Source organism: Candidatus Neomarinimicrobiota bacterium (assembly GCA_018651745.1).
Lineage (GTDB): Bacteria > Fidelibacterota > Marinisomatia > Marinisomatales > TCS55 > JAAZYX01.
Genome location: JABIDL010000026.1, coordinates 50,486 through 76,252, shown reverse-complemented (window position 1 = coordinate 76,252; position 25,767 = coordinate 50,486). Strand labels below are relative to the sequence as shown.

Annotated in this window: 31 protein-coding genes and 1 tRNA gene; 28 read left to right on the top strand and 4 right to left on the bottom strand. The window is 40.0% G+C overall.

The features are described from left to right. Positions 1 to 5 precede the first annotated feature (5 nt). From HOD97_04730 to HOD97_04640, 19 genes are all read left to right on the top strand, one after another. Positions 6 to 1,160: a hypothetical protein gene (locus tag HOD97_04730; GenBank protein ID MBT4280903.1), complete on the top strand. Its 1,155-nt coding sequence runs from the start codon at positions 6 to 8 to the stop codon at positions 1,158 to 1,160. Beyond that, entirely contained in the window at positions 1,157 to 1,663 is a 507-nt protein-coding gene (locus HOD97_04725) for a methyltransferase (GenBank protein ID MBT4280902.1), read from the top strand. The genes HOD97_04730 and HOD97_04725 overlap by 4 nt, the downstream gene beginning before the upstream one ends. Beyond that, positions 1,656 to 2,138 (top strand): pantetheine-phosphate adenylyltransferase, encoded by a 483-nt coding sequence (gene coaD, locus HOD97_04720; GenBank protein MBT4280901.1) that lies wholly within the window; start codon positions 1,656 to 1,658, stop codon positions 2,136 to 2,138. Before HOD97_04725 ends, coaD begins: the two co-directional genes overlap by 8 nt. Positions 2,139 to 2,151: 13 nt before the next feature. Beyond that, a complete protein-coding gene (locus HOD97_04715) occupies positions 2,152 to 2,424 on the top strand; it encodes a zinc ribbon domain-containing protein (protein ID MBT4280900.1) in 273 nt (90 codons plus the stop codon). Between the two features lie 23 nt (positions 2,425 to 2,447). Beyond that, a complete protein-coding gene (gene icd, locus HOD97_04710) occupies positions 2,448 to 3,668 on the top strand; it encodes an isocitrate dehydrogenase (NADP(+)) (protein ID MBT4280899.1) in 1,221 nt (406 codons plus the stop codon). 69 nt (positions 3,669 to 3,737) lie between these two features. Continuing rightward, complete coding sequence (gene obgE, locus HOD97_04705; GenBank protein ID MBT4280898.1) at positions 3,738 to 4,718, top strand: GTPase ObgE; 981 nt, start codon at positions 3,738 to 3,740, stop codon at positions 4,716 to 4,718. Further along, on the top strand, positions 4,708 to 5,802 hold the full coding sequence (gene dprA, locus HOD97_04700) for a DNA-protecting protein DprA (protein ID MBT4280897.1): 1,095 nt from the start codon (positions 4,708 to 4,710) through the stop codon (positions 5,800 to 5,802). Before obgE ends, dprA begins: the two co-directional genes overlap by 11 nt. Positions 5,803 to 5,845: 43 nt before the next feature. Then, positions 5,846 to 5,933, top strand: a tRNA-Ser gene (locus HOD97_04695). A 63-nt stretch (positions 5,934 to 5,996) separates the two neighbouring features. Further along, on the top strand, positions 5,997 to 8,627 hold the full coding sequence (locus tag HOD97_04690) for a choice-of-anchor B family protein (protein ID MBT4280896.1): 2,631 nt from the start codon (positions 5,997 to 5,999) through the stop codon (positions 8,625 to 8,627). Positions 8,628 to 8,682: 55 nt separating this feature from the next. After that, complete coding sequence (locus HOD97_04685; protein ID MBT4280895.1) at positions 8,683 to 9,597, top strand: exopolyphosphatase; 915 nt, start codon at positions 8,683 to 8,685, stop codon at positions 9,595 to 9,597. Between the two features lie 86 nt (positions 9,598 to 9,683). Next, entirely contained in the window at positions 9,684 to 10,547 is an 864-nt protein-coding gene (locus HOD97_04680; GenBank protein MBT4280894.1) for a T9SS type A sorting domain-containing protein, read from the top strand. After that, complete coding sequence (locus HOD97_04675) at positions 10,544 to 10,966, top strand: VOC family protein (GenBank protein ID MBT4280893.1); 423 nt, start codon at positions 10,544 to 10,546, stop codon at positions 10,964 to 10,966. The genes HOD97_04680 and HOD97_04675 overlap by 4 nt, the downstream gene beginning before the upstream one ends. A gap of 2 nt (positions 10,967 to 10,968) precedes the next feature. Beyond that, positions 10,969 to 11,430 carry a cupin domain-containing protein gene (locus tag HOD97_04670; protein ID MBT4280892.1) on the top strand — a complete coding sequence of 154 codons (462 nt, stop codon included), beginning with the start codon at positions 10,969 to 10,971 and terminating at the stop codon, positions 11,428 to 11,430. A 148-nt stretch (positions 11,431 to 11,578) separates the two neighbouring features. Continuing rightward, positions 11,579 to 12,427 (top strand): hypothetical protein, encoded by an 849-nt coding sequence (locus tag HOD97_04665; protein ID MBT4280891.1) that lies wholly within the window; start codon positions 11,579 to 11,581, stop codon positions 12,425 to 12,427. 317 nt (positions 12,428 to 12,744) lie between these two features. Next, positions 12,745 to 12,957, top strand: coding sequence for a cold shock domain-containing protein (locus HOD97_04660; protein ID MBT4280890.1), 213 nt, complete (start codon positions 12,745 to 12,747; stop codon positions 12,955 to 12,957). Positions 12,958 to 13,143: 186 nt separating this feature from the next. Next, a complete protein-coding gene (locus HOD97_04655; protein MBT4280889.1) occupies positions 13,144 to 14,250 on the top strand; it encodes an alkane 1-monooxygenase in 1,107 nt (368 codons plus the stop codon). Further along, a complete protein-coding gene (locus tag HOD97_04650; protein MBT4280888.1) occupies positions 14,247 to 14,597 on the top strand; it encodes a peptide chain release factor-like protein in 351 nt (116 codons plus the stop codon). The genes HOD97_04655 and HOD97_04650 overlap by 4 nt, the downstream gene beginning before the upstream one ends. An 89-nt stretch (positions 14,598 to 14,686) precedes the next feature. Further along, entirely contained in the window at positions 14,687 to 15,739 is a 1,053-nt protein-coding gene (locus tag HOD97_04645; protein ID MBT4280887.1) for a hypothetical protein, read from the top strand. A gap of 33 nt (positions 15,740 to 15,772) precedes the next feature. Next, entirely contained in the window at positions 15,773 to 16,123 is a 351-nt protein-coding gene (locus HOD97_04640; GenBank protein ID MBT4280886.1) for a hypothetical protein, read from the top strand. Between the two features lie 59 nt (positions 16,124 to 16,182). Here HOD97_04640 and HOD97_04635 read toward each other — a convergent pair whose 3' ends face one another. After that, positions 16,183 to 16,599 (bottom strand): hypothetical protein, encoded by a 417-nt coding sequence (locus HOD97_04635; protein ID MBT4280885.1) that lies wholly within the window; start codon positions 16,597 to 16,599, stop codon positions 16,183 to 16,185. A gap of 10 nt (positions 16,600 to 16,609) precedes the next feature. After that, positions 16,610 to 16,846, bottom strand: a complete 237-nt coding sequence (locus HOD97_04630) for a BolA family transcriptional regulator (protein ID MBT4280884.1) — start codon at positions 16,844 to 16,846, stop codon at positions 16,610 to 16,612. A 77-nt stretch (positions 16,847 to 16,923) separates the two neighbouring features. Between HOD97_04630 and HOD97_04625 the strand changes: the two genes are divergently transcribed. Beyond that, on the top strand, positions 16,924 to 17,313 hold the full coding sequence (locus HOD97_04625; protein ID MBT4280883.1) for a DUF1232 domain-containing protein: 390 nt from the start codon (positions 16,924 to 16,926) through the stop codon (positions 17,311 to 17,313). On the opposite strand, the gene HOD97_04620 is transcribed toward HOD97_04625, so the two are convergent. Both HOD97_04620 and HOD97_04615 read right to left on the bottom strand, forming a co-directional pair. Further along, positions 17,310 to 17,504, bottom strand: coding sequence for a hypothetical protein (locus HOD97_04620; GenBank protein MBT4280882.1), 195 nt, complete (start codon positions 17,502 to 17,504; stop codon positions 17,310 to 17,312). The genes HOD97_04625 and HOD97_04620 overlap by 4 nt on opposite strands. A gap of 50 nt (positions 17,505 to 17,554) precedes the next feature. Beyond that, positions 17,555 to 18,010, bottom strand: coding sequence for a PEGA domain-containing protein (locus HOD97_04615; GenBank protein MBT4280881.1), 456 nt, complete (start codon positions 18,008 to 18,010; stop codon positions 17,555 to 17,557). A gap of 85 nt (positions 18,011 to 18,095) precedes the next feature. Between HOD97_04615 and HOD97_04610 the strand changes: the two genes are divergently transcribed. From HOD97_04610 to HOD97_04575, 8 genes are all read left to right on the top strand, one after another. Next, complete coding sequence (locus tag HOD97_04610) at positions 18,096 to 19,841, top strand: hypothetical protein (GenBank protein ID MBT4280880.1); 1,746 nt, start codon at positions 18,096 to 18,098, stop codon at positions 19,839 to 19,841. Beyond that, the gene (locus tag HOD97_04605; protein MBT4280879.1) at positions 19,828 to 20,625 is read left to right on the top strand and encodes a dihydroorotate dehydrogenase electron transfer subunit; all 798 of its coding nucleotides are present in this window, start codon (positions 19,828 to 19,830) and stop codon (positions 20,623 to 20,625) included. Before HOD97_04610 ends, HOD97_04605 begins: the two co-directional genes overlap by 14 nt. Beyond that, positions 20,618 to 21,538: a dihydroorotate dehydrogenase gene (locus tag HOD97_04600; protein ID MBT4280878.1), complete on the top strand. Its 921-nt coding sequence runs from the start codon at positions 20,618 to 20,620 to the stop codon at positions 21,536 to 21,538. Before HOD97_04605 ends, HOD97_04600 begins: the two co-directional genes overlap by 8 nt. After that, positions 21,531 to 21,992, top strand: a complete 462-nt coding sequence (locus tag HOD97_04595) for a septal ring lytic transglycosylase RlpA family protein (GenBank protein ID MBT4280877.1) — start codon at positions 21,531 to 21,533, stop codon at positions 21,990 to 21,992. Before HOD97_04600 ends, HOD97_04595 begins: the two co-directional genes overlap by 8 nt. Positions 21,993 to 21,996: 4 nt before the next feature. Then, positions 21,997 to 22,881: a diacylglycerol kinase family lipid kinase gene (locus tag HOD97_04590; protein MBT4280876.1), complete on the top strand. Its 885-nt coding sequence runs from the start codon at positions 21,997 to 21,999 to the stop codon at positions 22,879 to 22,881. 33 nt (positions 22,882 to 22,914) lie between these two features. Beyond that, complete coding sequence (locus HOD97_04585) at positions 22,915 to 22,983, top strand: hypothetical protein (GenBank protein ID MBT4280875.1); 69 nt, start codon at positions 22,915 to 22,917, stop codon at positions 22,981 to 22,983. 97 nt (positions 22,984 to 23,080) lie between these two features. Then, positions 23,081 to 23,935: a phosphatidate cytidylyltransferase gene (locus HOD97_04580; protein MBT4280874.1), complete on the top strand. Its 855-nt coding sequence runs from the start codon at positions 23,081 to 23,083 to the stop codon at positions 23,933 to 23,935. Positions 23,936 to 23,940: 5 nt separating this feature from the next. Continuing rightward, on the top strand, positions 23,941 to 25,764 hold the full coding sequence (locus HOD97_04575) for a methylaspartate mutase (protein MBT4280873.1): 1,824 nt from the start codon (positions 23,941 to 23,943) through the stop codon (positions 25,762 to 25,764). The last annotated feature ends 3 nt before the right edge of the window (positions 25,765 to 25,767 follow it).

Here is a 25,767-nt window from a genome sequence, read left to right as displayed (position 1 = left end):
CGGTTTTGATATATTTACTCCTTTCTAAATCCCACGTAACGGGCGCTCATTGCTCCAATAAGAATGGAAAATATGTTATTACATCTTTCTTTAAAGAAAATTTAGCTTATCCTTTATTGCCGTATTTTGGAGAAGAGGAAGATTTATCTCAAATTTTGATTCGAGTTTTATCAAATCTTCAAGAAACTATCTCCTTTGAAGATAATAAAGTTGCAGTTTCAGTGCGGAATACCTTTGTGAAGCAGGATATTACCGAGGTAGATGAAGCTTTATCACTTGCGGATGCCTGGGATTATTCACAATGGAAAAATGAGATCCAATGGGGTCCGCGGAGTGAAGCAATGTTATCTTTTTCAAGAGTATATCAAAAAGACAAACCTGTACTGCACACCATTCACTGTGATTCAGCTTTGATTAATTCTGTTAGTTTAACCTTAAAATCACTTGCAGCAATACCGGTATGGATGGGCGCAGAATCCGTTATCATGTTGGCGCACCCAGAACGGAATGATTTGCCCGTACTTTTTAATCGAACCCGCGGATTTGATGTATTTCATTCTTCCCATTCAGGTCCGGCTATGGGAAAACTGATTTCCAGAAAAGGTAATCTTAATTTATCATATGCAAAAGGGAATGTTGCATTACTTGAATCTTCCCTTGGGATTAATTATCCTAAGCTCAAGAAAAAACCTGCTGTATTTTTCCCCGATAGATTAACGAAATCCAAAAGAGAAACGATAAATTCTCTTCGCGTGATTCGTTCAAATCCATTTAAAAATATGTCCATTGAAAATGCTGATACATTGCAGGATTTGAGTTTATTAGATCAATCTATTATTTTTGGGATGATGTCGATTGATATTGAAATGCACCATCATAATTTTTTTCTAAATACCGGAATTCAGGAAACCTCGGATCTTCTTGAACGGGATCCTATTGAACAAAGCAAGGCACCGAAAGTAAAGAAAAAAAAGAAAGCACTCAAAAAACCTGATTCTGCTGGTCGAGAACGTTTTAGACAATTATTGCTTTCTATCTTCATAACTCTGATATTTATTGCGATGTATGTGTTTAGTATTATTATTAAGGAAATGGATAATAATAAATTCCAGATAAGGGTGTTCGAAAAAGTCTCTGGTGTAAATGATTCCGGATTTTGAAAATTCTTTCGGGACAATACAAAGGGATATTTATCCGCACAGAATCAAAATCTACTTATAGACCAACAGCAGCAAGAGTGCGGAAAAGTCTGTTTGATATTCTTGGGCCACTGGAAAATTTAACTATCCTGGATTTATTTTCAGGATCAGGTATGTTAGGATTTGAAGCGATGAGCAGAGGAGGGAGGGCTCTTACTTTTGTTGAAGACAATGCTTCTGCAAATAAACTACTTCTACTGAATGCTAAAAATATCGGTCTGAAATGTACAATCAAACGGTCTGATGTACTCAAATTTCTGACAAACTGTCCCCATTATGATTTGATTTTGGCCGATCCACCTTATGGGAAATATGATCTTCAATTATTGGTGGAGCTATGTTTGAAAAAATTGAATTATGGCGGTAGATTAGTGGTGGAATCTTCAAAACATGATGCAGTTTTGAACGGAATTAAAATTAAAAAATACGGAGACACACGAATCACCTTTTTCACCAATGAATAAATTAATCATTTATCCGGGTACATTTGATCCAATCCATAATGGACATATTGACATCGCAACGCGAGCGTCTCGTCTGTTTGATGAGCTCATTTTTTCTGTCGCGGTTAATTCTGATAAATCACCTTTATTTACAGTAGAAGAACGGATCGAGATGATCGAATTTTCCACAAAAGATTTGGGCAACGTTCGAGCGTGCATGACCGATAAACTTGTAGCAGATTTCGCTAGAGAAACCAATGCGGTGGCTTTAATCCGAGGATTGCGACACGTGAGTGATTTTGAATTTGAATTTCAAATGGCGATGATGAATTGCCATTTAAATCCGGAAATTTCTACGATCCTAATGATGCCGGCCGAGCAATACATTCATTTGAATTCCACTGTTGTGAAAGAGGTCGCTAAATTAGGCGGCGATATAACAACTTATGTACCTGATTGCGTTCTTGATTGCTTAAAAGTAAAATTTAAACTGTAATAGTTTTCCAATTATGCCAACATACGATTATCAATGTACTTCTTGCGAACATGTATTTGAAATTTTTCAATCGATGTCAGATGAGCCAGTAAAAATTTGTCCACTGTGCGGGGAAAAAGTTCGGCGCCTTATTAGCGGTGGAACCGGTTTAATTTTTAAAGGATCAGGATACTATCTCACCGATTATGTAAAAAAAGAGAAATCAAATAAAACACAAACATCAAAAGAGAAATCAACAAAAGTGAAAAAAGATTCAAAACCAACTAACAGTGAAGGGACGAAATAACCGTGACAAACGAAACATTACACATCATACCTGAAAATGGGGCAAAAATCACTATCGAAAACAATAAAATAAAAGTTCCTGATAATCCAATCATTCCATTTATAGAGGGTGACGGGATTGGCGGTGACATATGGAGAGCTTCTGTTCGAGTGTTCGATGCAGCTGTAGCAAAAGCATTTGCTGGACAAAAACAAATTCATTGGATGGAGATTTATGCCGGAGAAAAATCTCACCAAACGATTGGTGAATGGTTGCCGGACGAAACACCAAAAATAATAGAAGAATATATCGTTGCAATCAAAGGTCCATTAACCACACCTATTGGCGGAGGGATACGAAGTTTAAATGTTTCTTTAAGACAAATCCTTGATCTGTATGCATGCGTTCGCCCGGTAAAACATTTTAAAGGTGTCCCAAGTCCTGTATCCAAACCGGAAAAATTAGACGTTGTTATTTTTCGAGAGAATACAGAAGATGTATATGCAGGGATTGAATGGGAAAGTGATTCCGAAATTGCGAACAGTATCATTGAACTAATGCGGGAAAAATATGATAAAAATATTCGCGAACATTCCGGTATTGGAATCAAGCCCATTAGTCCTTTTGGCACTAAAAGATTGGTTAGAAAATCTATAGAATATGCATTGAGCCAAGGAAAGAAAAACGTTACGCTTGTTCATAAAGGAAACATTATGAAATTTACGGAAGGAGCATTTAGGGATTGGGGATATGAGCTAATACATGATGAATTCTCAGATAAAACCATTACAGAAGAGAAATTATGGGAGGAATTTGATGGTAAAGTTGGAGATAAACTACTCATCAAAGACCGGATTGCAGATGCGATGTTTCAACAGGTATTATTACGACCCGAAGAATATGATATCATCACAACATCAAATTTGAATGGTGATTATTTATCCGATGCTTGCGCTGCTCAAGTGGGAGGGCTTGGCATGGCACCGGGCGGAAATATGTCAGACCATATTGCATTGTTCGAAGCAACTCATGGTACTGCACCAAAATACACTGACCAAAATAAAGTGAATCCAAGTTCTGTGATCCTTTCGGGTGTCATGATGCTGGATTATATGGGATGGCCGGAAGCAGGGGTTTTAATTACAGAATCCATCAGTAGAACAATTCAGCAAAAGAAAGTAACCTATGATTTGGAACGACAAATGGAAGGCGCAACCAAACTTTCTACATCTGAATTTGCCGATACCATTATTGAAAATTTATAATAACTAATACTGAAACCAATAAAAGGGATCGGATTTACCGTTCTTTATCTTGGTTCTACACCAGATTAAATCATGTTTATTGATTATGCTAAAATTCTTTGCAGATCCGGGAAAGGCGGAAATGGCTGTACGTCATTCCGGAGAGAAAAGTTTGTGCCAAAAGGCGGTCCAGATGGCGGAGATGGAGGCAGAGGTGGCGATGTCATCTTTTGTGTAGACTCTCAACTTCATACTCTTCAGGATATGCGCTATAAAAAATCATATATTGCCCCGAATGGCGAACCTGGGCAATCATCAAAAAAATATGGCTCTCATGGAAAAACCATTCGAATTCCTGTCCCTCCGGGAACTGTCATTAAAGCTGAAAATTCCGATACAATCATAGCAGATTTAATTAAAGAGAGTGATTCCTTTGTGGCTTGCCGGGGTGGAAAGGGAGGAAAAGGGAATGTGCATTATAAATCTTCCACAAGACAGACTCCGCGATTTGCTCAAGATGGGCAGGGCGGGGAAGAATTCACCTTTCAAGTTGAATTGAAAATATTGGGTGATGTAGGGCTTGTCGGATTTCCGAATGCAGGGAAATCTACCTTGCTATCTGCTCTTACAACTGCAAAACCTAAAATTGCAGATTATCCATTCACAACCCTTGTGCCGAATCTTGGTATCGTGAAATATGGTGAATATAAATCATTTGTGATGGCAGATATTCCCGGATTAATTGAAGGTGCGAGTTTAGGAAAAGGGCTGGGGATTCAATTTTTAAAACATGTGGAACGGACTCGGGTGATACTCGTTTTAATTGAATCTTTTAATCCAAATCCGCTGACTACTTTCAATCAATTGAAAAATGAATTACAACAATTCAATCCAGACCTTCTGGAAAAGAAAAGGCTGATACTTCGAACCAAAATGGATTTGGTTTCCGGTCATCAATTAACAAAAGAATGGGATGATATACTTGATCCAAAGGTTGACATTTCATCCGTCACAAGAGATGGTTTGGCTGCTCTTGTTAACTCCATCGCAAAGATGATAAATGAAGACTGAGTTTTTATTAACCATACTAAATTTGCTTCATGTGAAGGGGCTAGGTCAACATCGTGTTCGGAGCCTCATTTCTACTTTCCCGGAAGTCGGATCACTTTTTAATTTACCGATTAAAACTCTTTGTACCGCGGAAGGGATAGATTTGCAATCGGCCCGTGCCGTAAAAAAATATTCTAATTTTTCATATGCAGAAGGAGTACTAAAGAAAACTGAAAAACTAAAAATTAATATTCTCACAATTTGGGATGAAGATTACCCGATATTGCTGAAAAGGATTTACGACCCACCCGTTGTACTATATTGCAAGGGAAACCCATTACAAGCAGATGATGATTGTGTATCTGTGGTTGGGACTCGCAAGGCGACAGAGTACGGGAAGACTAGTACCAAATTCCTAACGAAATTATTATGCAGTACCGGGATGACTATTGTGAGCGGCCTTGCTAGAGGGATTGATAGTGTAGCGCATACAACTGCTGTGAATTACGGAGGAAACACGATTGCGGTTCTTGGGTGCGGTGTGGATATTGTGTACCCTCCTGAAAATAAATCATTGGTAAAAAACATCATGAAATCTGGTACAGTGATTTCTGAATTTCCTTTGGGAACCAAGCCTGATTCAGGAAATTTCCCTCGAAGAAATCGTATCATTAGCGGGCTTTCTCATGGAACTCTAGTTGTAGAAGCTGGTCATAAAAGCGGAGCCATTCTGACGGCGTTGAATGCGATTGATCAAGGTAGAGAAGTATTTGCTGTCCCGGCAAGAATTACAGACAAGACAAGTGTTGGGTGTTTACGCTTAATCCGAAATGGTGCCATCCCTGCAGAATCAGCAGAACGAATTTTAGAACATATTCAAAGTAGATTATTTAAACCACGAAAGGCTCGACAAGAAAAAATGAATCTTTCATTAACAAATGAAGAAAGAAAAATGTATCAGATATTAAGTCATAAGCCGCTTCATATAGATGCCATCGCAAATGCCTCCGGGAAAACCGGAACAGAGTCTTTATCTATTTTGTTAACACTTGAATTGAAAGGAGCGGCCGCTCAACTCAGTGGGAAACAATTTGTCCGATCTTAAGATGGAAGGTAATTTCTGCCGTTTATTTAAGACAATTGGGAATGGAGAGGTGGCCGAGTTGGCTGAAGGCGCTTCCCTGCTAAGGAAGTGTGCGGGTAACCGTACCGTGGGTTCGAATCCCACCCTCTCCGCTTTTCCAAAATAGTGATTTACATCATACATTTAGAATTCAGGAAGGAATAAATTCCAACAATATGGCCTTGAAATTCACACCATTAATTTCGATTATTTTAATAACATCCTTGGCATGGTCTCATCCAGAAGACCCAAAGGGACGCTGGCATAACGTACTCGGACAAGGGTTTTCTTCTGCGCTGGATATGGATGGTTCAACCATCGCGGTGGGTGAAACCAATGGCGGAATTGTTCCTGGCGGAGTATACGTGTACAATCTTAATCCGATTACCAATGTTTGGGAAATGGATACTTTACTTTTAGCGTCGGATGCGATAGCAGGAGATGGATTTGGAAAATCTATTGCTTTATCCGGCAATACGCTAATGGTTGGAAAATATGGAAATGCAGAAGCGGTGCATGTTTTTGAAAGAGATCCTGCAACAGGTTTATGGTCTGAATTCCAGAAAATCATCATCAGTGGACAGTCCGGATCCGATTTTGGCTATAGAATTGCTCTCACGGAAACCTACGCCGTGGTTACCGCTAGAAGAGCGGTTGCACGCGAGGGGCGAGCATATGTGTATGAAAAGTCTGGGTATTCAGGACTATGGACAGAAATGGCAACCTTGGATGGGAGCACTGTCTCAGCATCTGATGAGTTCGGAAAATCAGTTTCAGCTTACGGGGATTATGTTTTAATTGGCACAAATTATGGTGAATCTGCATTCCTATTCAAAAAAAGCAGTTCCGGATCATGGAGTGAAATTACAGAACTGAATCCATCAACAGGATCGGGACGCTTTGGGTACGATGTTGCGTTAGAAAACGGATACGCTTTAGTTGGTATGGTAACGGCAAATGGAGGCAGAGGACGCGTAGTATCATTCAGTTATGATGATTCAGGTGCCACTGAAACCGACATTATTTCAGCAAGTGACCAAGAACAAAGCGAATTTTTTGGTGTGTCTATCGTTATGGATGGTGACAAAGCGTTGATTGGTAAATATAATGGGACTTCTGTTTACCTTGAAACACGTTCCGGAGGAAATTGGTCACAATCCGCTTCTATTTCTGGAAACGACACAGAAGGTTCTCATAGATTCGGAAGAAAAGTAGCATTGGACGGATCTCGATGCCTTGTAGGTGCTTATTATGACGAATCAGCCTATGTTTTCGATGAAAGTGGATCATCATGGTCACAAACCCAAAAACTTTCTGCAGAAAGCAGAGTGGGGTCTATCACGGGGGAAGAGCAAGAATGTATGGATGGTCGCGCCGGACCGTTTCCGTGCGAAAATGTAAACTTACTTTCGTATTTAATTCCATCTGATATCGGCGGTGGAGTGGGTACAGAAACGAATGACATCTGGGGTTGGACAGATCCTGTAACAGAAAAAGAATGGGCACTTGTCGGATTGAGCGATGGAACTTCATTTGTTGATATAACGGATCCTGTAAATCCGGTGTACACCGGAAAACTTCCAACCCACACTGTTTCAAGCATTTGGCGTGATATTAAGGTGTATCAAGATCATGCTTTTATTGTAGCGGATAATGCTGGGAATCATGGACTTCAGGTATTTGACTTGACCGAGCTCAGAAATGTAACGAACATTCCTGAAACATTTACAGAAACAGCGCACTTATCTACATGGGGCAGTGCTCACAATATTTTCATACATGAAGCAACTGGGTATGCCTATGTGGTAGGCGCAAATCAGCAATGTCCAGGATATTTAATTGTAAATATCCAAGATCCAACTAATCCGCAATTTGTGGATTGTTATGCAGATCAAAATTATGTTGATGGTGAGCTTCATGATGGATATACGCATGATGTGCAATGTGTTACCTATATTGGACCTGATAGTGAACATGTCGGTGAAGAAATTTGTATTGGATGTAATGAAGAAGTGCTCAGCATTGTCAATGTGAATAACAAAAATAATGTAACTCCTATTGGCGTAGGGAATTACAATTCATTTTATACACACCAAGGTTGGCTCACAGAAGATCATCGTTACTTTATTCAGAACGATGAGTTGGATGAGTATTATGGCAATACGGCACACACCCGGACCATTATTTGGGATTTGCAAGATCTTGAAAATCCTGTGGTTGCAACCAATTATTATTCACCAAGTACATCTATTGATCATAACAATTATGTTTTAGGAGATACGGTGTACCAAAGCAACTACACCAGCGGAATTAGAATGTTAAATATTTCCGATATTTTGAATCCGTGGCAAATGGGTTTCCTCGATACTTATCCGGGCGATGATGAAGCAAAGTTTTCTGGAACTTGGTCCAACTATCCATTTTTTGCGAGTCGCAATATTCCAGTAACCAGTATTGAAGAAGGATTGCTTATTGTTGCATACGCTCCATCGGCGAATGTATCTACAGATGTCGAAATAACCATCCCAAATGGGGTCAGTTTGGAACAAAATTATCCAAATCCATTTAATCCTTCCACTGTTTTTGAATACATATTGCCGACGCAATCCACTGTGCAAATTACCATTTATGATTTGTATGGAAGAATGGTTCAAAAGCTTGTAAATGGTGAAAGGAATTCTGGACGGCATTTGGTTTATTGGAATGGAGAAGATGAGAATGGATTTCCGGTAAGTACAGGTGTCTATTTTTATCGAATTAAAACACCCATTTACAGCAAATCCCGAAAAATGATTTTGCTACGTTGATACATCAGCAAATTTTGTTAAATTGATGAATCGACCAAAATAAAAGGAGAAAGTGATGAGAGTAATTTACCGAGGAGATTTAGATGGTATCGTTTGTGCTACTATTTTAAAAGATATTGGACTTTGTGATGAACTCGTTCAGGCGCATCCAAAGGATATGCAGGACGGTAAGGTAGATGTGCAAGATGGTGACATTATTTGCAACCTGCCGTATCATTCGAAATGCGGGATGTGGTTTGACCACCATTCATCCGTCATTGATTCTGCATCCATGCCGGAAGATTTTACCGGATTAGTTGAAGTTGCTCCAAGCGCCGCCGGCTTAGTGTACAAGTATTTTCTTCCGGATCATCCTGAGCTTAGCAAATACGAACAATTGGTGCATGACACTGATTTGATTGACAGTGCGAATTTGACTTTAGAGCAAGTTAAGAATCCACAAGGGGCATTTTTGTTGGGTTTTTTAACCGATCCGAGAACAAGTATGGGGTTTCAAAGAGACATGGCTGTCAGTAATTATCAGTGGGTTTCATCGCTCGCCGGGTTGTTGACGAAACATTCAGTTGATGAGGTTTTGGAAATGCCTGATTCCAAGCAAAGGGCAGACAGATATCATGCAATGCAGGAAAAAGCTGCGACATTTTTTACCGAAAATTCTCACTTGGATGGAAATGTGATTGTTTCCGATGTCCGCGGAAAAGACATCCCTGTGGCAAACCGATTTCTGGTGTACACCTTGGATGGACTTTCAGATGGAAACATTTCAGTAAGAATTTCTGACGGAAAACAAGGCGAATTTGATGTGATTTCAGTCGGCTATTCGATATTCAATAAAACATCAAATGTCGATTGCGGGTCGCTGTGCGGACTGTATGGCGGTGGAGGTCATAAAGCTGTTGCGACATGTCAATCTTCTTTAGATCAAAGTGACGAAGTGTTCCAGAAAATTATTGCTGCCTGCAGAGAATAGTTCTGGATCACAAATCAGATAAGTCTGCTCTCAAAATTTCCCGCAGACGTTTCATTAAAAACAGTATCACCGCAACCGCGGGAGGAATGCTGTTCCCTTATACAGCTTTTGCCAAAGAATGTGAATTCACGACGGATGATATTCTGGGTCCGTTTTTTGCCGAAGATGCACCGTTTCGAAGTGTAATCGCTTCAGCGGATGAGCCCGGTGACAGATTTTTCTTTGGCGGCAAGGTGTTTTCAGATGACTGCGTCACTCCACTGGAAAATACTACTGTGGATATTTGGCACGCCAGTAACAACGGTTGCTACAGTATTTTTGAAACCTGTACCTCAGGGAACCCAAACAACGATGATTACAACCTTCGCGGACGGGTGAATACTGATTCTGATGGCAATTATGCATTTGAAACTATACGGCCCGGATTTTACGGGAACCGTCCACAGCATTTTCACCTGCGTATGATTGCTGAAGATGGGTCAGAACTAGTGACACAAGTATATTTTGAAGGCGATCCGAATATTGCCAGCGACAATTGGGCGTCTGATCCGGATGCTGTGAATAGGATAATTCCGCTGAGCGAAGATTCTAATGGCTTTTCCGGAAATTTTGATATTGTACTTGATGCGCAGCCTATCCTAAATACTGATTCGCCCTGGGAACCTATTCCTGAACGATTTACCCTTTATTCTGCGTTTCCAAATCCTTTTAATACTTACACCGAAATTCGATTTGACATGGGCACGGAAACCCATGCGTCTGTAGAAGTGTTTGATCTTAGCGGAAAACCAATCCAATCACTTTCGGAAGGATTTTTGAACTCTGGTGATCATCAGGTCGTTTGGAATGGAAAGGATAATGCTGGAAACTCGGTTCCATCCGGAATGTATGTGATTCGATTTGATACGGCGCACTTTTCTGATTTTCAAAAAGTCGTTTTGATTAAATGAGGTCTATTAGACCATTTCATGTTGCCTTCCCGGTTCGTGATCTCGAAGAAGCTCGGACTTTTTATGCCCAAACACTTGGGTGCTCAACTGGGCGTGAATCTAATCTTTGGATTGACTTCAATTTATTCGGCCACCAAATAGTGGCACACCTTTCCCTGGAAGAAACAAAAGAAGTACAAAAAAACCCTGTGGATGGTAACGCGGTGCCGGTTCGTCACTTTGGGGTTATACTCGAATCATCCGAGTGGGAAGAGCTTAAAGACCGCATTCGAAAATCCGGCATTCAGTTTTTGATCGAACCGCGAATACGATTTGATGGAAAACCCGGCGAACAGAGAACGATGTTTCTGATGGATCCGAGCGGAAATGCACTCGAATTCAAATCCTTCGCAAATGATAATTATATTTTTCAAAAGTAACAATGTATTCAAAATACCATCTTGATTTTGAGAATCCGCCACAGTGGCTGACTCTACTGCGGAAAGATCTGAATCTGAAAGGTGTCGGCATCGGCGTGTTCAATTTTCCCGCCGGGCGCGGATACACTTTCATGCACAAGCATGAGACGCAGGATGAAGTGTATATTTTTCTGAAAGGTTCGGGTGTCATGCAGATAAACGATGAGCAGATTGAAGTGAGTGCCGGTGATATGATTAAAATCCCGCCGGAAGGCAAGCGCGCCTTGAGTGCATCAGATACGGAAGATATTGTTGGAATTTGCGTGGGTGGAATACCGACTACAGAATTTCCGCGAAAAGAGAATTCCCGAGCTGTTTTTGATGATGGAATTCCATTATTTGATGAACTGCCACTATGGTACGAGGGAAATAAAAAAGTGAAAATGATCAATGAAAAAATGAAAAAAAGAGAGGGAAATAAATGATTCTAAATATCATTTTAAAAACTTTCATAATCCTGATAAAACCAGGAAGTTTGATTATATTGGTTTTTTTTAGTAATTCCGATTAAATTAGAATTAACAAAAGTTATTCATAACGGGTTTGAATACCCTTAAAAAGAAAGGCAAAAAGATGCAATTCAAAACCCTATTAGTCCTGACGGGTATTTCCCTTACCGGAATTGTTCAGGCTCAGTATAACTCTGAAAACCATGTAGTCACCCTTTCTAAGTACCACCTAAAACCACTTAGTGAGGTAGAAGGTGGTTCAGCAGAGGAACGTAAAGAAGTTTTGGAAGAAAATGCTAAAAAGATGAATGCATTAAAAACTAAGTTGGTGAGCTCGACGGTTTTAGGTCATTTCTGGACAGGAAAAACTGGTGAGGTTCTTGTTGTAAACGAATGGGCATCCTTGGATGATGCAGATGCAACGATATTGTCTAATTCCGACTTGAGGGATAAGGCTTGGCGAAAAGAAGAAGACAGGAAAAAACACGTTGAAAAGTTCGGTAAATATTGGGTTGGTAAACATACCGATGTCGGCATTTATGAACTCGATATGAAAAAGCTTAAGCGCCCGTCTCGCCAGTACAAGGATGATACATTTGTAAGTATGACAAAATACTATTTGGCTCCGCTGTCTAATGTAGAAGAAGGATCGGCGGAAGAACGAAAAGAAATTCTCCAAACATGGTTTGATAATGTGATCAAAAAAAATGAAAAAGTGCTCAGCCATATGGAGTTAGGACATTATTGGTCTGGATCTGCCGGTGGCCCAGATGGGTGGCCTGTAATTATGGTTAATGAATATGCAACCATGGAAGATGCGCTAGATGAAGACGTTAGCGATCTGGTAGAAACTGCTTGGCCCAATGAAGAAGAACGTAAAGCTTTTCGTAAAAAGTTTCGGGCATACTGGTCAAATGGCAAGCATGAAGATTTGGGTTTGCACAACAATTGGGTTGATCTTCGAAAAAATTAACTTTTAACTACACCTTAATTATCAATTTACTCCGCGCGCCTTTCGCTTTCATTATAGCGGAAGGTAGCTCGGAACTCCTTACACCTATTATTTATAATAAATCCTAGATTGCTAAGAAAAATCCCAAACATAACGAAAAATAATTAATATGGTGTTATTTATGAAAATTGGTCTACATTCAGCCGCTTTTACAGGAAGGAACTAGTAGGAATACGTTAGGTAATTTAGAAGTACCATCATATTCGAGCTTCTCTTTGAGGAACTCATTTTTTCAGGTAGAAGAATTAAACAAACAACAAGAAACAAAAAGGTACAACATGAGTGATGTAAAACAAGGAACCGTAAAATGGTTCAATGACAAAAAAGGCTTTGGCTTTATCACCCCATCTGACGGTGGTAAAGATTTATTTGTTCATATGAGCAATATCGTGATGGAGGGGTTTAAAACCCTTTCTGACGGACAAGCTGTTGACTATACCGAAGGTGAGGGCGAAAAAGGTCCTTTAGCAGAAAATGTAACACCTCAATAGTCTAGTCAAACCTAGAGAAGGGATAATCCCTTCTTTGGCATTTGAAATAGTGTCCTTTACGGCTCCCTGATTTTCAGGGGGCCGTTTTGTTTATTGGAGACAAAAATTGTATTTAAGTGTTTATCCCAATCACTGGTATTAATTCATAGATTGGTTATAATTTTAACCACAGTACAAACGCATCAAATGAAATACCTGAAATACTATCTTACGCCCATTCTTACAGGATTTGTTTTGTGGGGAATTTTTCTGGGTGGTCACTGGATGTGGTTGGGTTTTGTTGTATTATTTTTTGTCATGATTTTAGGAGACACCTTCCTGGGCGATGATATCAATCAGCCCGATTTTCACTATCCAATGCTTTTAGAAATACCTTTGCATTTAGCATTGCCGGTAATAGTTATTCTCTTGTTGGGATTTGCTTGGTCAACCGGAAAAGGTTTGGATGACTTTTTGAGTTTGGGACTGTGGTTAGGCGGCGTGACGAACTACGATCTGCTTTCAGCGCGAAATGGAAATATTGGGTCAGATTATATCGGCGCATTGTTGGGGGTTGGTTTTTTAGTGGCAGGATATGGAACCAATGTGGCGCATGAACTCACCCATCGTATTAAAGACCGCCTGGCAATGTTTGAGGGTCGATGGCTTTTGGCAGCCAGCTGCAATTCGGATTTTGCAATTGAACATGTATATGGCCACCATGTAACGGTGGGCACCGAAGCAGATCCTGCTACTGCGAAGCGAGGCGAAAATGTGTACGCGTTTGCCGTCCGTTCAACATTCATGGGGCATCTCAGTGCATGGCATCTCGAACTCAAAAGACTTCGTACAAAATCAATTCGTATCTTTTCATTTCAGAATAGAATGATTACAGGATATGTCATGTCCGCAGTGTGGTGTGCAGTTTTTTATATAGCAGGCGGTCTATTCGGTTTGATACTTTTTCTAGGTCAAGCTGCCTTTGCAAAATTTGTGCTCGAAATTGTGAATTATATGGAACATTACGGACTTTACCGCTCACCAGAAAGCCGCGTTGGTCCGGAACATTCGTGGAATACGAATAAGCGAATCAGCAGTATTGTATTGTTTTCACTTACTCGCCATTCTGCGCATCACGAAAAACCGATGGTTAAATTTTGGAAATTGGATCCTTATAACGACGCACCGCAAATGCCGTACGGATATTTAACAACTCTGGTATTGTGCCTCGTGCCGCCTGTGTGGTACCGCATCATGAACCCACGCTTGGTAGAATGGGATCGAAAGTACGGAAATGCTCAATCATTATTATGAAAAAAATCCCGCAAACGAATCAAGACCTTTTAAAAGAATGCCGGGTGGATACTTATAGGTCCAGCGGGAAGGGCGGCCAACATGTAAATAAAACTGAAAGTGCAGTTCGCTTGACGCATATTCCGTCGGGAATTGTGGTTACATGTCAGGATGGGAGGAGTCAACACCGGAATAAAGAAATTGCTTTAAAAAGATTGCGGGAAAAATTGATTAAATTGAATCAGAAACCAAAGAAACGGGTTCCAACTCGCGCAACAAAGGCTTCCAAAGAAAAACGAATTCAAACCAAAAAAAAACAATCAGCAAAGAAGGCATTACGTAAAAATCCAGATCAAGATGATAGGTAGGTGAATGCTATCCTGTGTTTGAGAAAGAATGAAGGGAACTGTAAAAACAATTTCATTTTTCTTCCATAATTTTTGGAAGCGTAAATATCATGAAGAAATTATACCGCATTTTAATCTGGTTTATTCTTGTCGTAACAATTTTGATTATCAAAACATTGATAGATGCAGGGGAATTCAAAACGATTGAACCGCATTTCGATGGAAACATTGAACCGATTTCTGGAGCCATTGGTGCAGAAGATATCACGATTCTTTCGAACGGGATTGCGCTCATTTCTTCAGATGATCGTCGTAAAACTCTTGCAGGAACACCGGAACAAGGTGCAATATTTGGGTACGATTTACGACAGGAAAACCCTCGCTTATTTTCTCTTACTGCGCATTTGAAATTCGATTTTAATCCTCACGGAATATCAGTGTACGAATCTGAAAATGGATTGGTCACCGTAGGCGTGGTCAATCATACAAAAGAGGCTGATTTGATTGAACTATTTGATTTGGTTGATGGCCTCCTGATTCATCGACAATCTCTATCGGATCCGATTATGATTAGCCCAAACGATTTAGTTCTGGTTAACACTAATCAATTTTATGTCACCAATGATCACGGAAATACGTCTGAATTAGGGAGGACGATTGAAGAATACTTACAGCTTGCTCGTTCCAACATGTTATTTTTTGACGGAGAAAAATTTACAGTTGCGGCTTCAGAATTGGGGTATGCCAATGGAATAAATATAAGTCAGGATGGAAAAACTCTTTTCGTGGCAGAAACAGTTGGTAAAAAGATGTCTCTATATAACCGAAATTTGAGTACCAATACACTCACGTTTTCCCATGCGATTGACTTTAATTCCGGTGTAGATAATATTGAGCTCGATGCAGAAGGGAATGTGTGGATTGGATCGCATCCGAAAATGCTTGCGTTTACCCGCCACGCAAAGAATGCAATTGCATTATCGCCATCTCAGGTATTTCGAGTCACGCAACCAGCGAGTGATCATTTTCAAATTGAGGAAATTTTTCTAGATTTAGGCAACAAATTATCTGGATCCAGCGTTGCTGCTACTTATGGGAACACATTATTAATCGGCTCCGTGTTTGAAGATCATTTTTTGCACTGTAAGTTTTTGCCTAATTAAATATATCTTTCATTTACAAAACGAGGATAATTTTTGAAATTCGATTACACCGACTTCGGCCATATAAAAATAGATAATGTGCCTTACGACTGTGATGTCGTTCTTAATAAAATGAAAATTAAACCGCGGTCAAAAGAAAAAAGTCGTCATCTTAAAAGTACCTACGGACATACGCCACTCAGTTCGGAAGAAAATATCCCTTGGGATTGTAATGAATTAGTAATTGGAACGGGGTATCATGGGCGTCTCTCGGTTACAGAAGAATTCAAAAATTTAGCTTTAGACAAAGGTGTTACGCTTCAAATTATGCTGACAACTGACGCTTGTGACTATTTAGAAACAGCCCCTTCGAATACCAATGCGGTACTTCATATTACATGTTAATTGCGTACCAAAATGGTATGGTAGTTACTTTGACTAAATTGAATTAATTCCTGAACTTTTTACTCGTCAAGATTGTCATCCGATATTCCAAAAGATGACTTTATTACATTTAATAAATCTGTTTCAGATGACAAAACCATTCCATCTGCATCTGCGATGGACTCAAGTCTGGGATAAATAGTGAATTCCAATTCTTCCTCTGAATAATGCGATTTGAGCGCTTCGCAGATTGTAGAAGCGTAATGTGTTCTTTCCATGGAATTCATTTCAAGAATCTTTTGCGATGCCGATTGCAGGATGGAAACTGCACGCTCCGGATCATGCTCAGGAAAAAGATCGCTTAGGGCGTTCGCCCAGGCTTCACGTTCTTCATAATCCATCCTGCCATCTGCCAATTTTAAGCAGGTAATAAGGTGGGTAACAAGTTCAAGCGGAGTCATAATGTCAAGTGATTGAGGTAGATCATTTGGTGTCATAGCAATTCCTTTAAGGTTTTTGGTTAGCCCATTCGTCAGGCGTAAAAGTTTTCATGCTGAAAGCATGAATCTCATTCTGCATCAGGTTTCCAAGAGCAGCGTACACCATTTGATGGCGTTTTAGTAGTTGCAATCCTTCAAAATTTGGAGAAACAATCATGGCTGTTACGTGGGCACCGCCGTCTCGGCCGGGATGGTGCTCGTGCCCTGCAGTATCATCTTGATATGCAAAATGATTCAGCGTCATCGACGATTCTAAATTTTCTTTTACGTGTGCTTCAAGTGTCATTGTTTTGGTTCCGATTTAAGGTAAATTAGGTCTATATGAATCAAACTTCAAACTTCCACTTAACGGATGAGGACAAGGCAAAATACCTTTCGAAGATCGATAAAATCGATTTAACGATTGTCCCACATCTGATCAAACAGCTTCCTGAAAAATTTGAAGGACTTCTCAAACGATCGGATATTAATACCATTGAAGGCGAATTAATTCGGGATGTGTCTAAACTCATTTTTGTCCTAGAAAACTTCACCGACAACATTTCAGAAGAGCTTGTAAGAAAAATTGCTTTTTCACTAACATATTTTTTAGAAGAAGAAGATGAAATTCCAGATTCCATTCCAGAAATTGGATTACTGGATGATGCCGTTGTGGTTCGTTGGATTGTGGATGAAATAATCAAGACTCATCCGGAATATTTCGTAGTTTAAGAAAAATCTTCTTCAGAATACTGCCACTGGCACGCCGGACACCACCAAGGTTTACCATAGTAATCCGGTCGATTTTCATTCATCTGCATTGCCGTTTCGCATTTGGGGCAATTGCGTTCAGCACCTTCCTTGGGCCAAACATAATCCGGCTTGAATTTCAATGGTTCCTCAAAAAGTCTTATATCATCCATGATGGAATTTACACATCAAATTAGCGTAGAAAACAAGCGCTAGTTTTAGATTATCCACCGGCAGAAATCCACAAAAGATAAGCCACAATACCCAAAAGTGTATATCCCGCATATCCGGTGAATTTTTGTTCTTTTCGAATAGCTTGAATGCGCGTTGCCTGATAATCAAAATACAACATTACCGTTAAGGTGTCGCCTTCAGTTACAGCTATTTTTTTAATGGAATCATGTAATCTGTTTTTAACAAAATTGTCCAATTTATGTGATGGAATTAAACTGACTTCATGCATACCGGTGGAAACCGGAATGGGGTGATTAACCGGTGTATTTCCGATAAAAACACCATCAATAAATATCGGCGTTCCGAGCGTGTCCGATTTTACGGAAATGTAACCCATATGCGATATCGAAGCCTCAACTATTTGATGTGCCTCAGTTGATTCTGCCCGGGTTTCCACGAGGGAATCCGACGACATAGACATCATGAACGAAATCAATAATAACATGAGCAGAAAATACTAGTCTCTGCCTACCGTATTCAATGAGTTAATTGATTGGAATTTCCGTCAGAAAATCAGAATTTTAGACCCGATGAATGGTTTCAAAATCTCATTCCAGCAACCCATCGCACTTATGTGCTTCGTGTTGATTGTATCCGGATGTGCTTATTTCAACACATTTTACAATGCAAAGCAGTATTATAAAGCTGCCGAAAAAATTCGTTTAGAAAAATTTGGGCAATCGCTTCCATCAAACGGGACAGAAGCTTATATGAATGCAATTAAAAAGTCAATGCTGGTTATTGAAAACTATCCAGAATCAAGATTTCGGAAACCGGCAATTATTTTAATGGCAAAGAGTCGGTTCCACATCAGAGAATACAATCGAGCTCAGCAGTTATTTTTCCAAATAAAAGACGAATATCCGGAAGAAAAAGCAGAGGCAGATTATTGGTTGAGCTTGTGTAAATGGAAAAAAGGAAAAATCCAGCCGGCAATCAATGAACTGAGTGAGCAATTGGGTAAGACGAATGATGATGCAATAAATGCACAAATATATTTTTCGCTAGCAGATATTCAGCTCGAAATAAATGAAAATAAAAAGGCAATGGAATATCTGATTTCAGGCGCTGAACTGACAAAAAATCCAAATGACCGTGCTGAAATATATTTTCGAATTGCAGATATTGCAACCTTAGCAAAAAATTATGAATTGGCCATTAAGGCAAACAAAAAAGTAATCAAATATTCCCTGACTAAAAATCGGATTGAAGAAGCAAATCTAAATTTGGTTAAAATATATAGATCGCAGGAGAGATGGAATGAAGTATCTGATCTTATAAAGAAATTGCTCGCTACTGAATCATTTAATGGGATTTGGGGAGAACTTGAGTTAGAGCTCGCTAAACTGGATATCGCTATTGGGAAATTAGAAAGCGCGGTATCACGATTGAATGGTGTCGCAGCAGATTATGCTCGCACTGAAATATCCGCAGAAGCATACTTTAATCTGGCAGAGATTTCTCTTTTTACAGATTTTAATTTTGAAGATGCACTTAAATCCTATAATCAAGTACCAAAAGAATCTGGGAAATCTGTCTTTAAAAACAGCGCCCAAATGCGTGGGAAGGAAATCAAGTCCTATCAAGCGTCCTTGTCAGCGATAGCGTCTATTTTTGAAGTCCAAACTACATCAGACACCTCCGTGGCGGATTCATTGGAAATAACTCAAAAAGATCCATTTGCTGACCCCAATTATGCGCCGGCGCTTTACAATTTGGGAGAATTATGGGCGTTCCATTTTGGACAACCCGATTCTGCTCTTCAATATTTTTATGAAATTGTAGATTCGCTGGAAAAATCTGAATGGACGCCAAAAGCGATGTTCACGTTGGTTTATCTTTTAAAAGAATCGGAGAATGATGCCCATGCTGATCCCATAAAAGAGAAAATTTTATCAGATTATCCCAAGAGCGAATTTGCCACAGGCATTCGTACAATGTATGGATTAAATCAGGAAGTTGACCCGAACCACACTCAATTGCTCAAAGCAGAATCATTCATGAGATCCAATGTTTCTGAGGCCATGAATACCTATCGAGAAATAATTCAGTCGGATTCAACCACAGAAGTTGGGCTCAAAGCAGCCTATTCGCTAGCTCATTATTACGATGTTTCTCTTGTGGAACCTGACAGTGCGATTAAATATTATCAATGGATGGGAAATCATTTTCCAACAAGCGATTCTTATAATAATGCGAAAGTGCGTTTGCAAATGATAACGCAATTAGTGGAAAGCATGAAACAGGATACAGTGGCGACAGATGAACGTGATTGAAGACGCTTCCATTGTAAATAATGCGGAGATTGCTTCAGGCGTGTGGCAGTTGGAAGTAGAAGCGCCACATATTTGCGCTGAATATACCGGCCCCGGACAATTTATCAGTTTACTTACCGATGATAGCTGGGAACACCCGCTTCGGCGTCCAATGAGCATTGCCGCTGTAAATGGCAGTCATCTATCGATTATATACAAAATTTTTGGCGACGTTACGCTAAGCCTTACGAAAAAGACAAAAGGTGATTCTATCAATCTTTTAGGGCCATTGGGGAATACTTTTTCCGGTTGGGATAATTTAAATAATCATCCTATCCTGATCGGGGGCGGTGTAGGTTTGGCTCCGATGTTGAATTTAAAAAATGCATGTAACGAAAAAAATATTGAGACGACGGTAATTCTCGGTGCAAAAACCGCCTCAGAACATTTCATAGAATCTGACCATGATAAGGGAATTTATTTGACAACAGATGATGGAAGTATCGGAGAGAAGGGAACCGTTATTCCGGTTTTAGAGCTGCTCGCTTCAAAAAGATCCAATGCGAAGTTATTTGCTTGTGGTCCTGAACCGATGCTAAAGGCACTTAAATCCTTTTCTTATTCTGCCGGAATATCTGCAGAATTTTCTGTAGAAAGCTACATGGCTTGCGGGTTGGGATTATGTCAGGGTTGTGTCATTGAAAAATCAAGTAAAAATGGAAATAAACCTAGCTACCATGAACAATTTTCCCTCGTGTGCATAGATGGTCCTGTTTATAAAGCGTCTGAGGTGCATTTTGCCTGATTTAACGACAACCATCGGTAAAGAAACATTCCAAAATCCTATCTTCGTCGCGTCGGGAACATTTGGCTATGGATTAGAAAATAATGATCTTGTAGATGTTTCTAAATTGGGTGCAATTATTACCAAATCTATCACGCGCCATCCGAGAGAAGGAAATCCTCCACCTCGCATTGTAGAAACGCCTTCGGGAATGATCAATTCCATAGGGCTCGCCAATATAGGCGTTGAACAATATATCGAAGAAATGATTCCGAAATACGAAGGAATCGGGGTGCCAATCATCATGAATATCGCCGGTTCATCGGAAGAGGAATATTGTGAAATATTGGAAATGATGGAAACTATATCTTCAAATATTGTTGGATATGAAATAAACATTTCATGTCCTAATGTAAAAGTCGGAGGAATTGAATTTGGCGTGGATCCTGGTGTGACTGAAACGTTGACATCTGCGTTAAGGAATCGGACTGAAAAATTGCTCATTATGAAACTCAGCCCAAATGTAACAGATATTCGACAGATCGCTCGGGCAGCCGAAAATGGAGGGGCGGATGCTGTATCTGCCATCAATACGGTGTATGGAATGAGTATTAATGCGCAGTCGCGGAAAACAAACATCCATACGATATACGGCGGTCTTTCCGGCCCCGCAATTAAACCGATTGGACTTGCGTGCGTCCATAAAATTTCTACAGCGGTCAAAATTCCGATAATTGGAATTGGCGGTATTACGAATGCAGAAGATGCAATTGAATATATGCTTGCCGGTGCCAGTTCGGTACAAATAGGAACTGCAAATTTTCGAAATCCTGCTGCAGGAATATCTATCATTAAAGCTATAGAATCGTATTGCCATAAAGCTAATATTTCACACATATCCGATCTTATTGGAAAAGTTGCAATAAATGAATAAAAACGTTCCCAGTATTTTTCTAATCGTCATGTTCCTGTTTGTATCGTGTACCAATAATCCGCGCTATCGTGGATCGGGACCACGTCCAAAAGCTAAATCATCGAAAACAAAACCGATAAAACATCGGAAAACAATGACGGGCGTTAGCTCTTTTTATGCTGAAGATTTTCACGGAAAATTAACGGCAAATGGTGAAGTGTACGATATGTATGGATTAACGGCTGCACATAAAACTTTACCCCTTAACACCATCGTACGAGTTACAAATGTCGATAATAATAAATCGCTGATTTTAAGGATTAATGACCGAGGTCCTTATGTAAAAGGACGGATTCTGGATTGTTCGTACGGCGCAGCCCTTAAACTTGGATTTGTAGGGAAGGGAACGACCAAAGTCAAAATTGAGGTAATCGAATTCGGAGACAATAAATACATGAAACATAAGAAAAGTTAGAAAGATGAAATTTTTCGTTTTAGTTAATCCAAAAGGCGGTGTTAAAAAAGGCCCCGGAATTTTGCAGGATGTCCGTCCCATATTTAATGCAGCAAATGCAGAATTAAACGTAATAGAAACAGAGTATGCAGGCCATGGAAGAGAACTCGCTACAACGCTTAATTTTGCTGGGTATGATGGTCTGTGTGCTGTGGGTGGTGATGGCACTATGCACGAAATCATTAATGGATTGATGAATCGAGAAGACGGAAGAAAAATTCCCATCGGTCTCATCACCGGTGGAACAGGAAATTCTTTTATGCATGATGTAGATTGTCTTGATCCGAAACAGGCGGTACAGCGGATACTAACCAATCGTAACCGCCCGATCGATATCATGAAGGTGGATGGAAATGGCGAAATATTGTACGCGTTTAATATCGTGGGATGGGGGATGCCAACAGATATTAACGAAATAGCTGAAAAACTTAGGTGGCTCGGTGGTCAGCGCTATAATGTAGCATCGCTGATTGAAATTCTTCGATTCCGCCAACGATTGGCGACTTTGGTTATAGAAGGGAACAGGACTGTCGGCGACTTCGGCTTTATTATGGGGTGCAACACGATTCACACCGGAAAAGGGATGAAAATGGCGCCGCTCGCTCAGCTAAACGACGGATTTATTGACCTAATTGTCGCACATAAAACCAGCCGATTAAAACTATTCAAAATGTTTCCCAAAGTGTTTTCCGGCGGGCATATTGGTGATCCGATCGTGGAATATCACCAAGTGAAGGAATTTTCTATTATTCCGAAGGAACCGCATACGCTCAATATAGACGGAGAAATTATTGGGAATACCCCAATTCATGTGGAAGTCCTCCCAAGTGAAATTGAAGTTTTAGTGTAAGCTGAAAAATTCGTATCAAGAACCGGAAGTGGTATCCATAAGGCACTATCTGTTGGTGCGATGTCTGAGAGTGAAAGCCTAAATAAATATGTAGTAAAATAATTGAAGTCTGTTATTAAATAGTAATTTTCATTTTAACGGAAACATATTCTAGATTTTTCATCTGATATTTGTAAGAATCGCCGTTGTTTATCAGCAATTGACTGAAGTATCTTCCGGTCTCATTTTTACAAAAAACATGACAAAAAAAGGCAAAGGAAGAACACTTATTAATTTCATCGGGATCCCTGCAATCATATCCTTGATTTGGGTTGGTGAAATCTATTTCTCAATATTTATCACTCTTGTGGTTTTACTCGCATTAACTGATTTTTACAATCTCTATGCCGAAAAAGGATATTCTCCTTCCAAAATGTTAGGACTTGGTGGTGGGATTATTGTTTTAATTTTTTATCATTTCAATCTTGAAATTTCATCTATTGAATTAATCGGATCATTGATAGCATTTACTTTTTTGATTATGTTTTCAGAATTATTTCGAAAGCGAGATTATTTTTTAGAAAATGTTTCTTTAGCCCTATTTGGCATTTTGTATATTTCCGTTACTCTCGGAACTCTTATTCTTTTACGGCAGGCAGATTCTTTAAACGGAACCATGTTTACCGCTGCAGTTATTCTTGCCGTATGGCTATGCGATTCCGCTTGTATGGGGGCCGGTATACTTTGGGGGAAAACAAAAATTATTCCCTGGGCAAGTCCTAAAAAATCGGTGCAGGGTTCGATAGCCGGATTGGGTACTTCTTTTGCAGTATACATCATTTTTAAAACGGCGAATATCGGCGGTTTGCAACTTTCATGGACCGATGTTGCGGTTTTCTCTCTCATCGCAGGATTTATCGGGCAAATAGGTGATTTTATGGAATCCTGGATGAAGCGCCAAGCGGGCGTAAAAGATAGCGGTTCATTTTTAAGGGGGCACGGAGGCGTGTTGGATAGATTTGATTCAATGATCTTTGCGGCACCCTTATCTTATATTTATCTTTGGGTGCGGTAATTGAGATGGAATTAAGAAGTATATTAGCTACGGATTGCGGGAGTACAACAACCAAAGCGATTCTAATCGAAAAAATCGATGGAGAATTTCGGCTAAGCGTGCGTGGGGAAGCTCCGACTACAGTGGAGGCACCTTTTGAGGATGTAACCAAAGGAGTACTAAACGCTGTGATGGAAGTCGAAGAGCTTGCCGGTAGGAAATTATTAGATGGAGATCATATTCTCACTCCGAGTTCTGGGGATGTAGGTGTAGATATTTATATTTCCACAAGTTCGGCAGGTGGAGGTTTACAAATGATGGTGGCCGGAGTAGTAAAAGGAATGACCGGAGAATCTGCAGAACGTGCGGCATTAGGTGCGGGCTCTATTGTAATGGATGTTTTAGCGTCAAACGATGGCCGGAAACCACACGAAAAAATAACCAGAATTAGGCAGCTTCGCCCTGATATGATTTTACTTTCGGGTGGCATTGATGGAGGTACAACTAAACACGTAGTCGAATTGGCTGAAATTCTCGCAGCTGCCAATCCAAAACCACGCTTAGGTACAAACTATAAATTACCGGTTATTTACGCCGGAAATACAGACGCTTCTGGTAAAATCGAAGAAACACTCGGTGAAATCACCGATCTTGATTTAACGGAGAATATCCGTCCTGTTTTGGAACGGGAAAATCTGAAGCCATCACGAGATAAGATTCATGATTTATTTATGGAACACGTTATGCAGCAGGCGCCCGGATATAAGAAGTTGATGGAATGGACGGACGCACCGATTATGCCAACACCAGGCGCTGTGGGTGCTCTCATTGAAATGGTAGCAGAAAAAGAGAATATTTCCGTTGTCGGAGTCGATATTGGGGGAGCTACTACAGATATTTTTTCCGTCTTTCAAAAACAATTTAATCGAACTGTAAGCGCAAATCTTGGAATGAGCTATTCCATTTGTAATGTATTAGCCGAATCGGGATTGAAAAATGTGTTACGTTGGGTTCCATTTAACATTGATGAAAAAGAATTAACAAATCGAATCGGAAATAAAATGATTCGCCCAACGACGGTTCCCCAAAGTTTGGAAGAATTGGTGATTGAACAAGCCATCGCCCGAGAAGCATTGCGCCTTTCTTTTATCCAGCATAAATCATTTGCGGTCAACTTAAAAGGTGTTCAAAAAGAACGAACCATCTCCGACGCATTTGAGCAAACAGATTCGGGTGAATCTTTAGTGGATATGATGGAACTCGATTTACTGGTTGGATCCGGCGGCGTTTTATCTCATGCGCCTCGCCGAGAGCAATCTGCTCGAATGTTGATTGATTCATTTCTGCCGGAAGGCATTACACAATTAGCCGTGGATTCCATTTTTATGATGCCGCAGCTTGGTGTCATGGCAAAAATCGAAAAGGAAGATTTAGCGCAAGATGCTCGCGCTGCTGCCATCGAAGTTTTTGAAAAAGATTGCTTAATTCACCTTGGAACGTGCGTCGCGCCTGTTGGAACCACAAAACCGGGTACAACCGTTTTACATGCGGAATTAACATTGTTAAATGGCGAAACTCAAACTCATGAAATCAAATTTGGCGATATTGTCAGAATTGATGTTCCGTATGAAAAAGTGAATGCTAAACTGACTCCGGGAAAAGGTATGGATATCGGTTCAGGAAAAAATGAAACCATCCAAACCATTATTTATGGCGGCGTGGTTGGAATCATTTTAGATGGACGTGGGCGTCCAATGAATATTTCCGATAATTCGCAGCAACGCATTGCTGATTTATCAAAGTGGTCAGCGGCTATGCAGGAGTATCCTTCGTTGGAAGGATTAGGATAAGGG

Coding starts and splice junctions, on each gene's coding strand:
- HOD97_04690 (MBT4280896.1), top strand. CDS start 5,997: ATGGCCTTGAAATTCACACCATTAATTTCGATTATTTTAATAACATCC.
- HOD97_04655 (MBT4280889.1), top strand. CDS start 13,144: ATGAAATACCTGAAATACTATCTTACGCCCATTCTTACAGGATTTGTT.
- HOD97_04575 (MBT4280873.1), top strand. CDS start 23,941: ATGGAATTAAGAAGTATATTAGCTACGGATTGCGGGAGTACAACAACC.
- HOD97_04670 (MBT4280892.1), top strand. CDS start 10,969: ATGTATTCAAAATACCATCTTGATTTTGAGAATCCGCCACAGTGGCTG.
- HOD97_04660 (MBT4280890.1), top strand. CDS start 12,745: ATGAGTGATGTAAAACAAGGAACCGTAAAATGGTTCAATGACAAAAAA.
- HOD97_04685 (MBT4280895.1), top strand. CDS start 8,683: ATGAGAGTAATTTACCGAGGAGATTTAGATGGTATCGTTTGTGCTACT.
- coaD (MBT4280901.1), top strand. CDS start 1,656: ATGAATAAATTAATCATTTATCCGGGTACATTTGATCCAATCCATAAT.
- HOD97_04610 (MBT4280880.1), top strand. CDS start 18,096: ATGAATGGTTTCAAAATCTCATTCCAGCAACCCATCGCACTTATGTGC.
- HOD97_04625 (MBT4280883.1), top strand. CDS start 16,924: ATGAATCAAACTTCAAACTTCCACTTAACGGATGAGGACAAGGCAAAA.
- HOD97_04605 (MBT4280879.1), top strand. CDS start 19,828: ATGAACGTGATTGAAGACGCTTCCATTGTAAATAATGCGGAGATTGCT.
- HOD97_04590 (MBT4280876.1), top strand. CDS start 21,997: ATGAAATTTTTCGTTTTAGTTAATCCAAAAGGCGGTGTTAAAAAAGGC.
- HOD97_04615 (MBT4280881.1), bottom strand. CDS start 18,010: ATGTTATTATTGATTTCGTTCATGATGTCTATGTCGTCGGATTCCCTC.
- HOD97_04620 (MBT4280882.1), bottom strand. CDS start 17,504: ATGGATGATATAAGACTTTTTGAGGAACCATTGAAATTCAAGCCGGAT.
- dprA (MBT4280897.1), top strand. CDS start 4,708: ATGAAGACTGAGTTTTTATTAACCATACTAAATTTGCTTCATGTGAAG.
- HOD97_04635 (MBT4280885.1), bottom strand. CDS start 16,599: ATGACACCAAATGATCTACCTCAATCACTTGACATTATGACTCCGCTT.
- HOD97_04650 (MBT4280888.1), top strand. CDS start 14,247: ATGAAAAAAATCCCGCAAACGAATCAAGACCTTTTAAAAGAATGCCGG.
- HOD97_04665 (MBT4280891.1), top strand. CDS start 11,579: ATGCAATTCAAAACCCTATTAGTCCTGACGGGTATTTCCCTTACCGGA.
- HOD97_04680 (MBT4280894.1), top strand. CDS start 9,684: ATGCTGTTCCCTTATACAGCTTTTGCCAAAGAATGTGAATTCACGACG.
- HOD97_04595 (MBT4280877.1), top strand. CDS start 21,531: ATGAATAAAAACGTTCCCAGTATTTTTCTAATCGTCATGTTCCTGTTT.
- HOD97_04675 (MBT4280893.1), top strand. CDS start 10,544: ATGAGGTCTATTAGACCATTTCATGTTGCCTTCCCGGTTCGTGATCTC.
- HOD97_04715 (MBT4280900.1), top strand. CDS start 2,152: ATGCCAACATACGATTATCAATGTACTTCTTGCGAACATGTATTTGAA.
- HOD97_04645 (MBT4280887.1), top strand. CDS start 14,687: ATGAAGAAATTATACCGCATTTTAATCTGGTTTATTCTTGTCGTAACA.
- HOD97_04630 (MBT4280884.1), bottom strand. CDS start 16,846: ATGACGCTGAATCATTTTGCATATCAAGATGATACTGCAGGGCACGAG.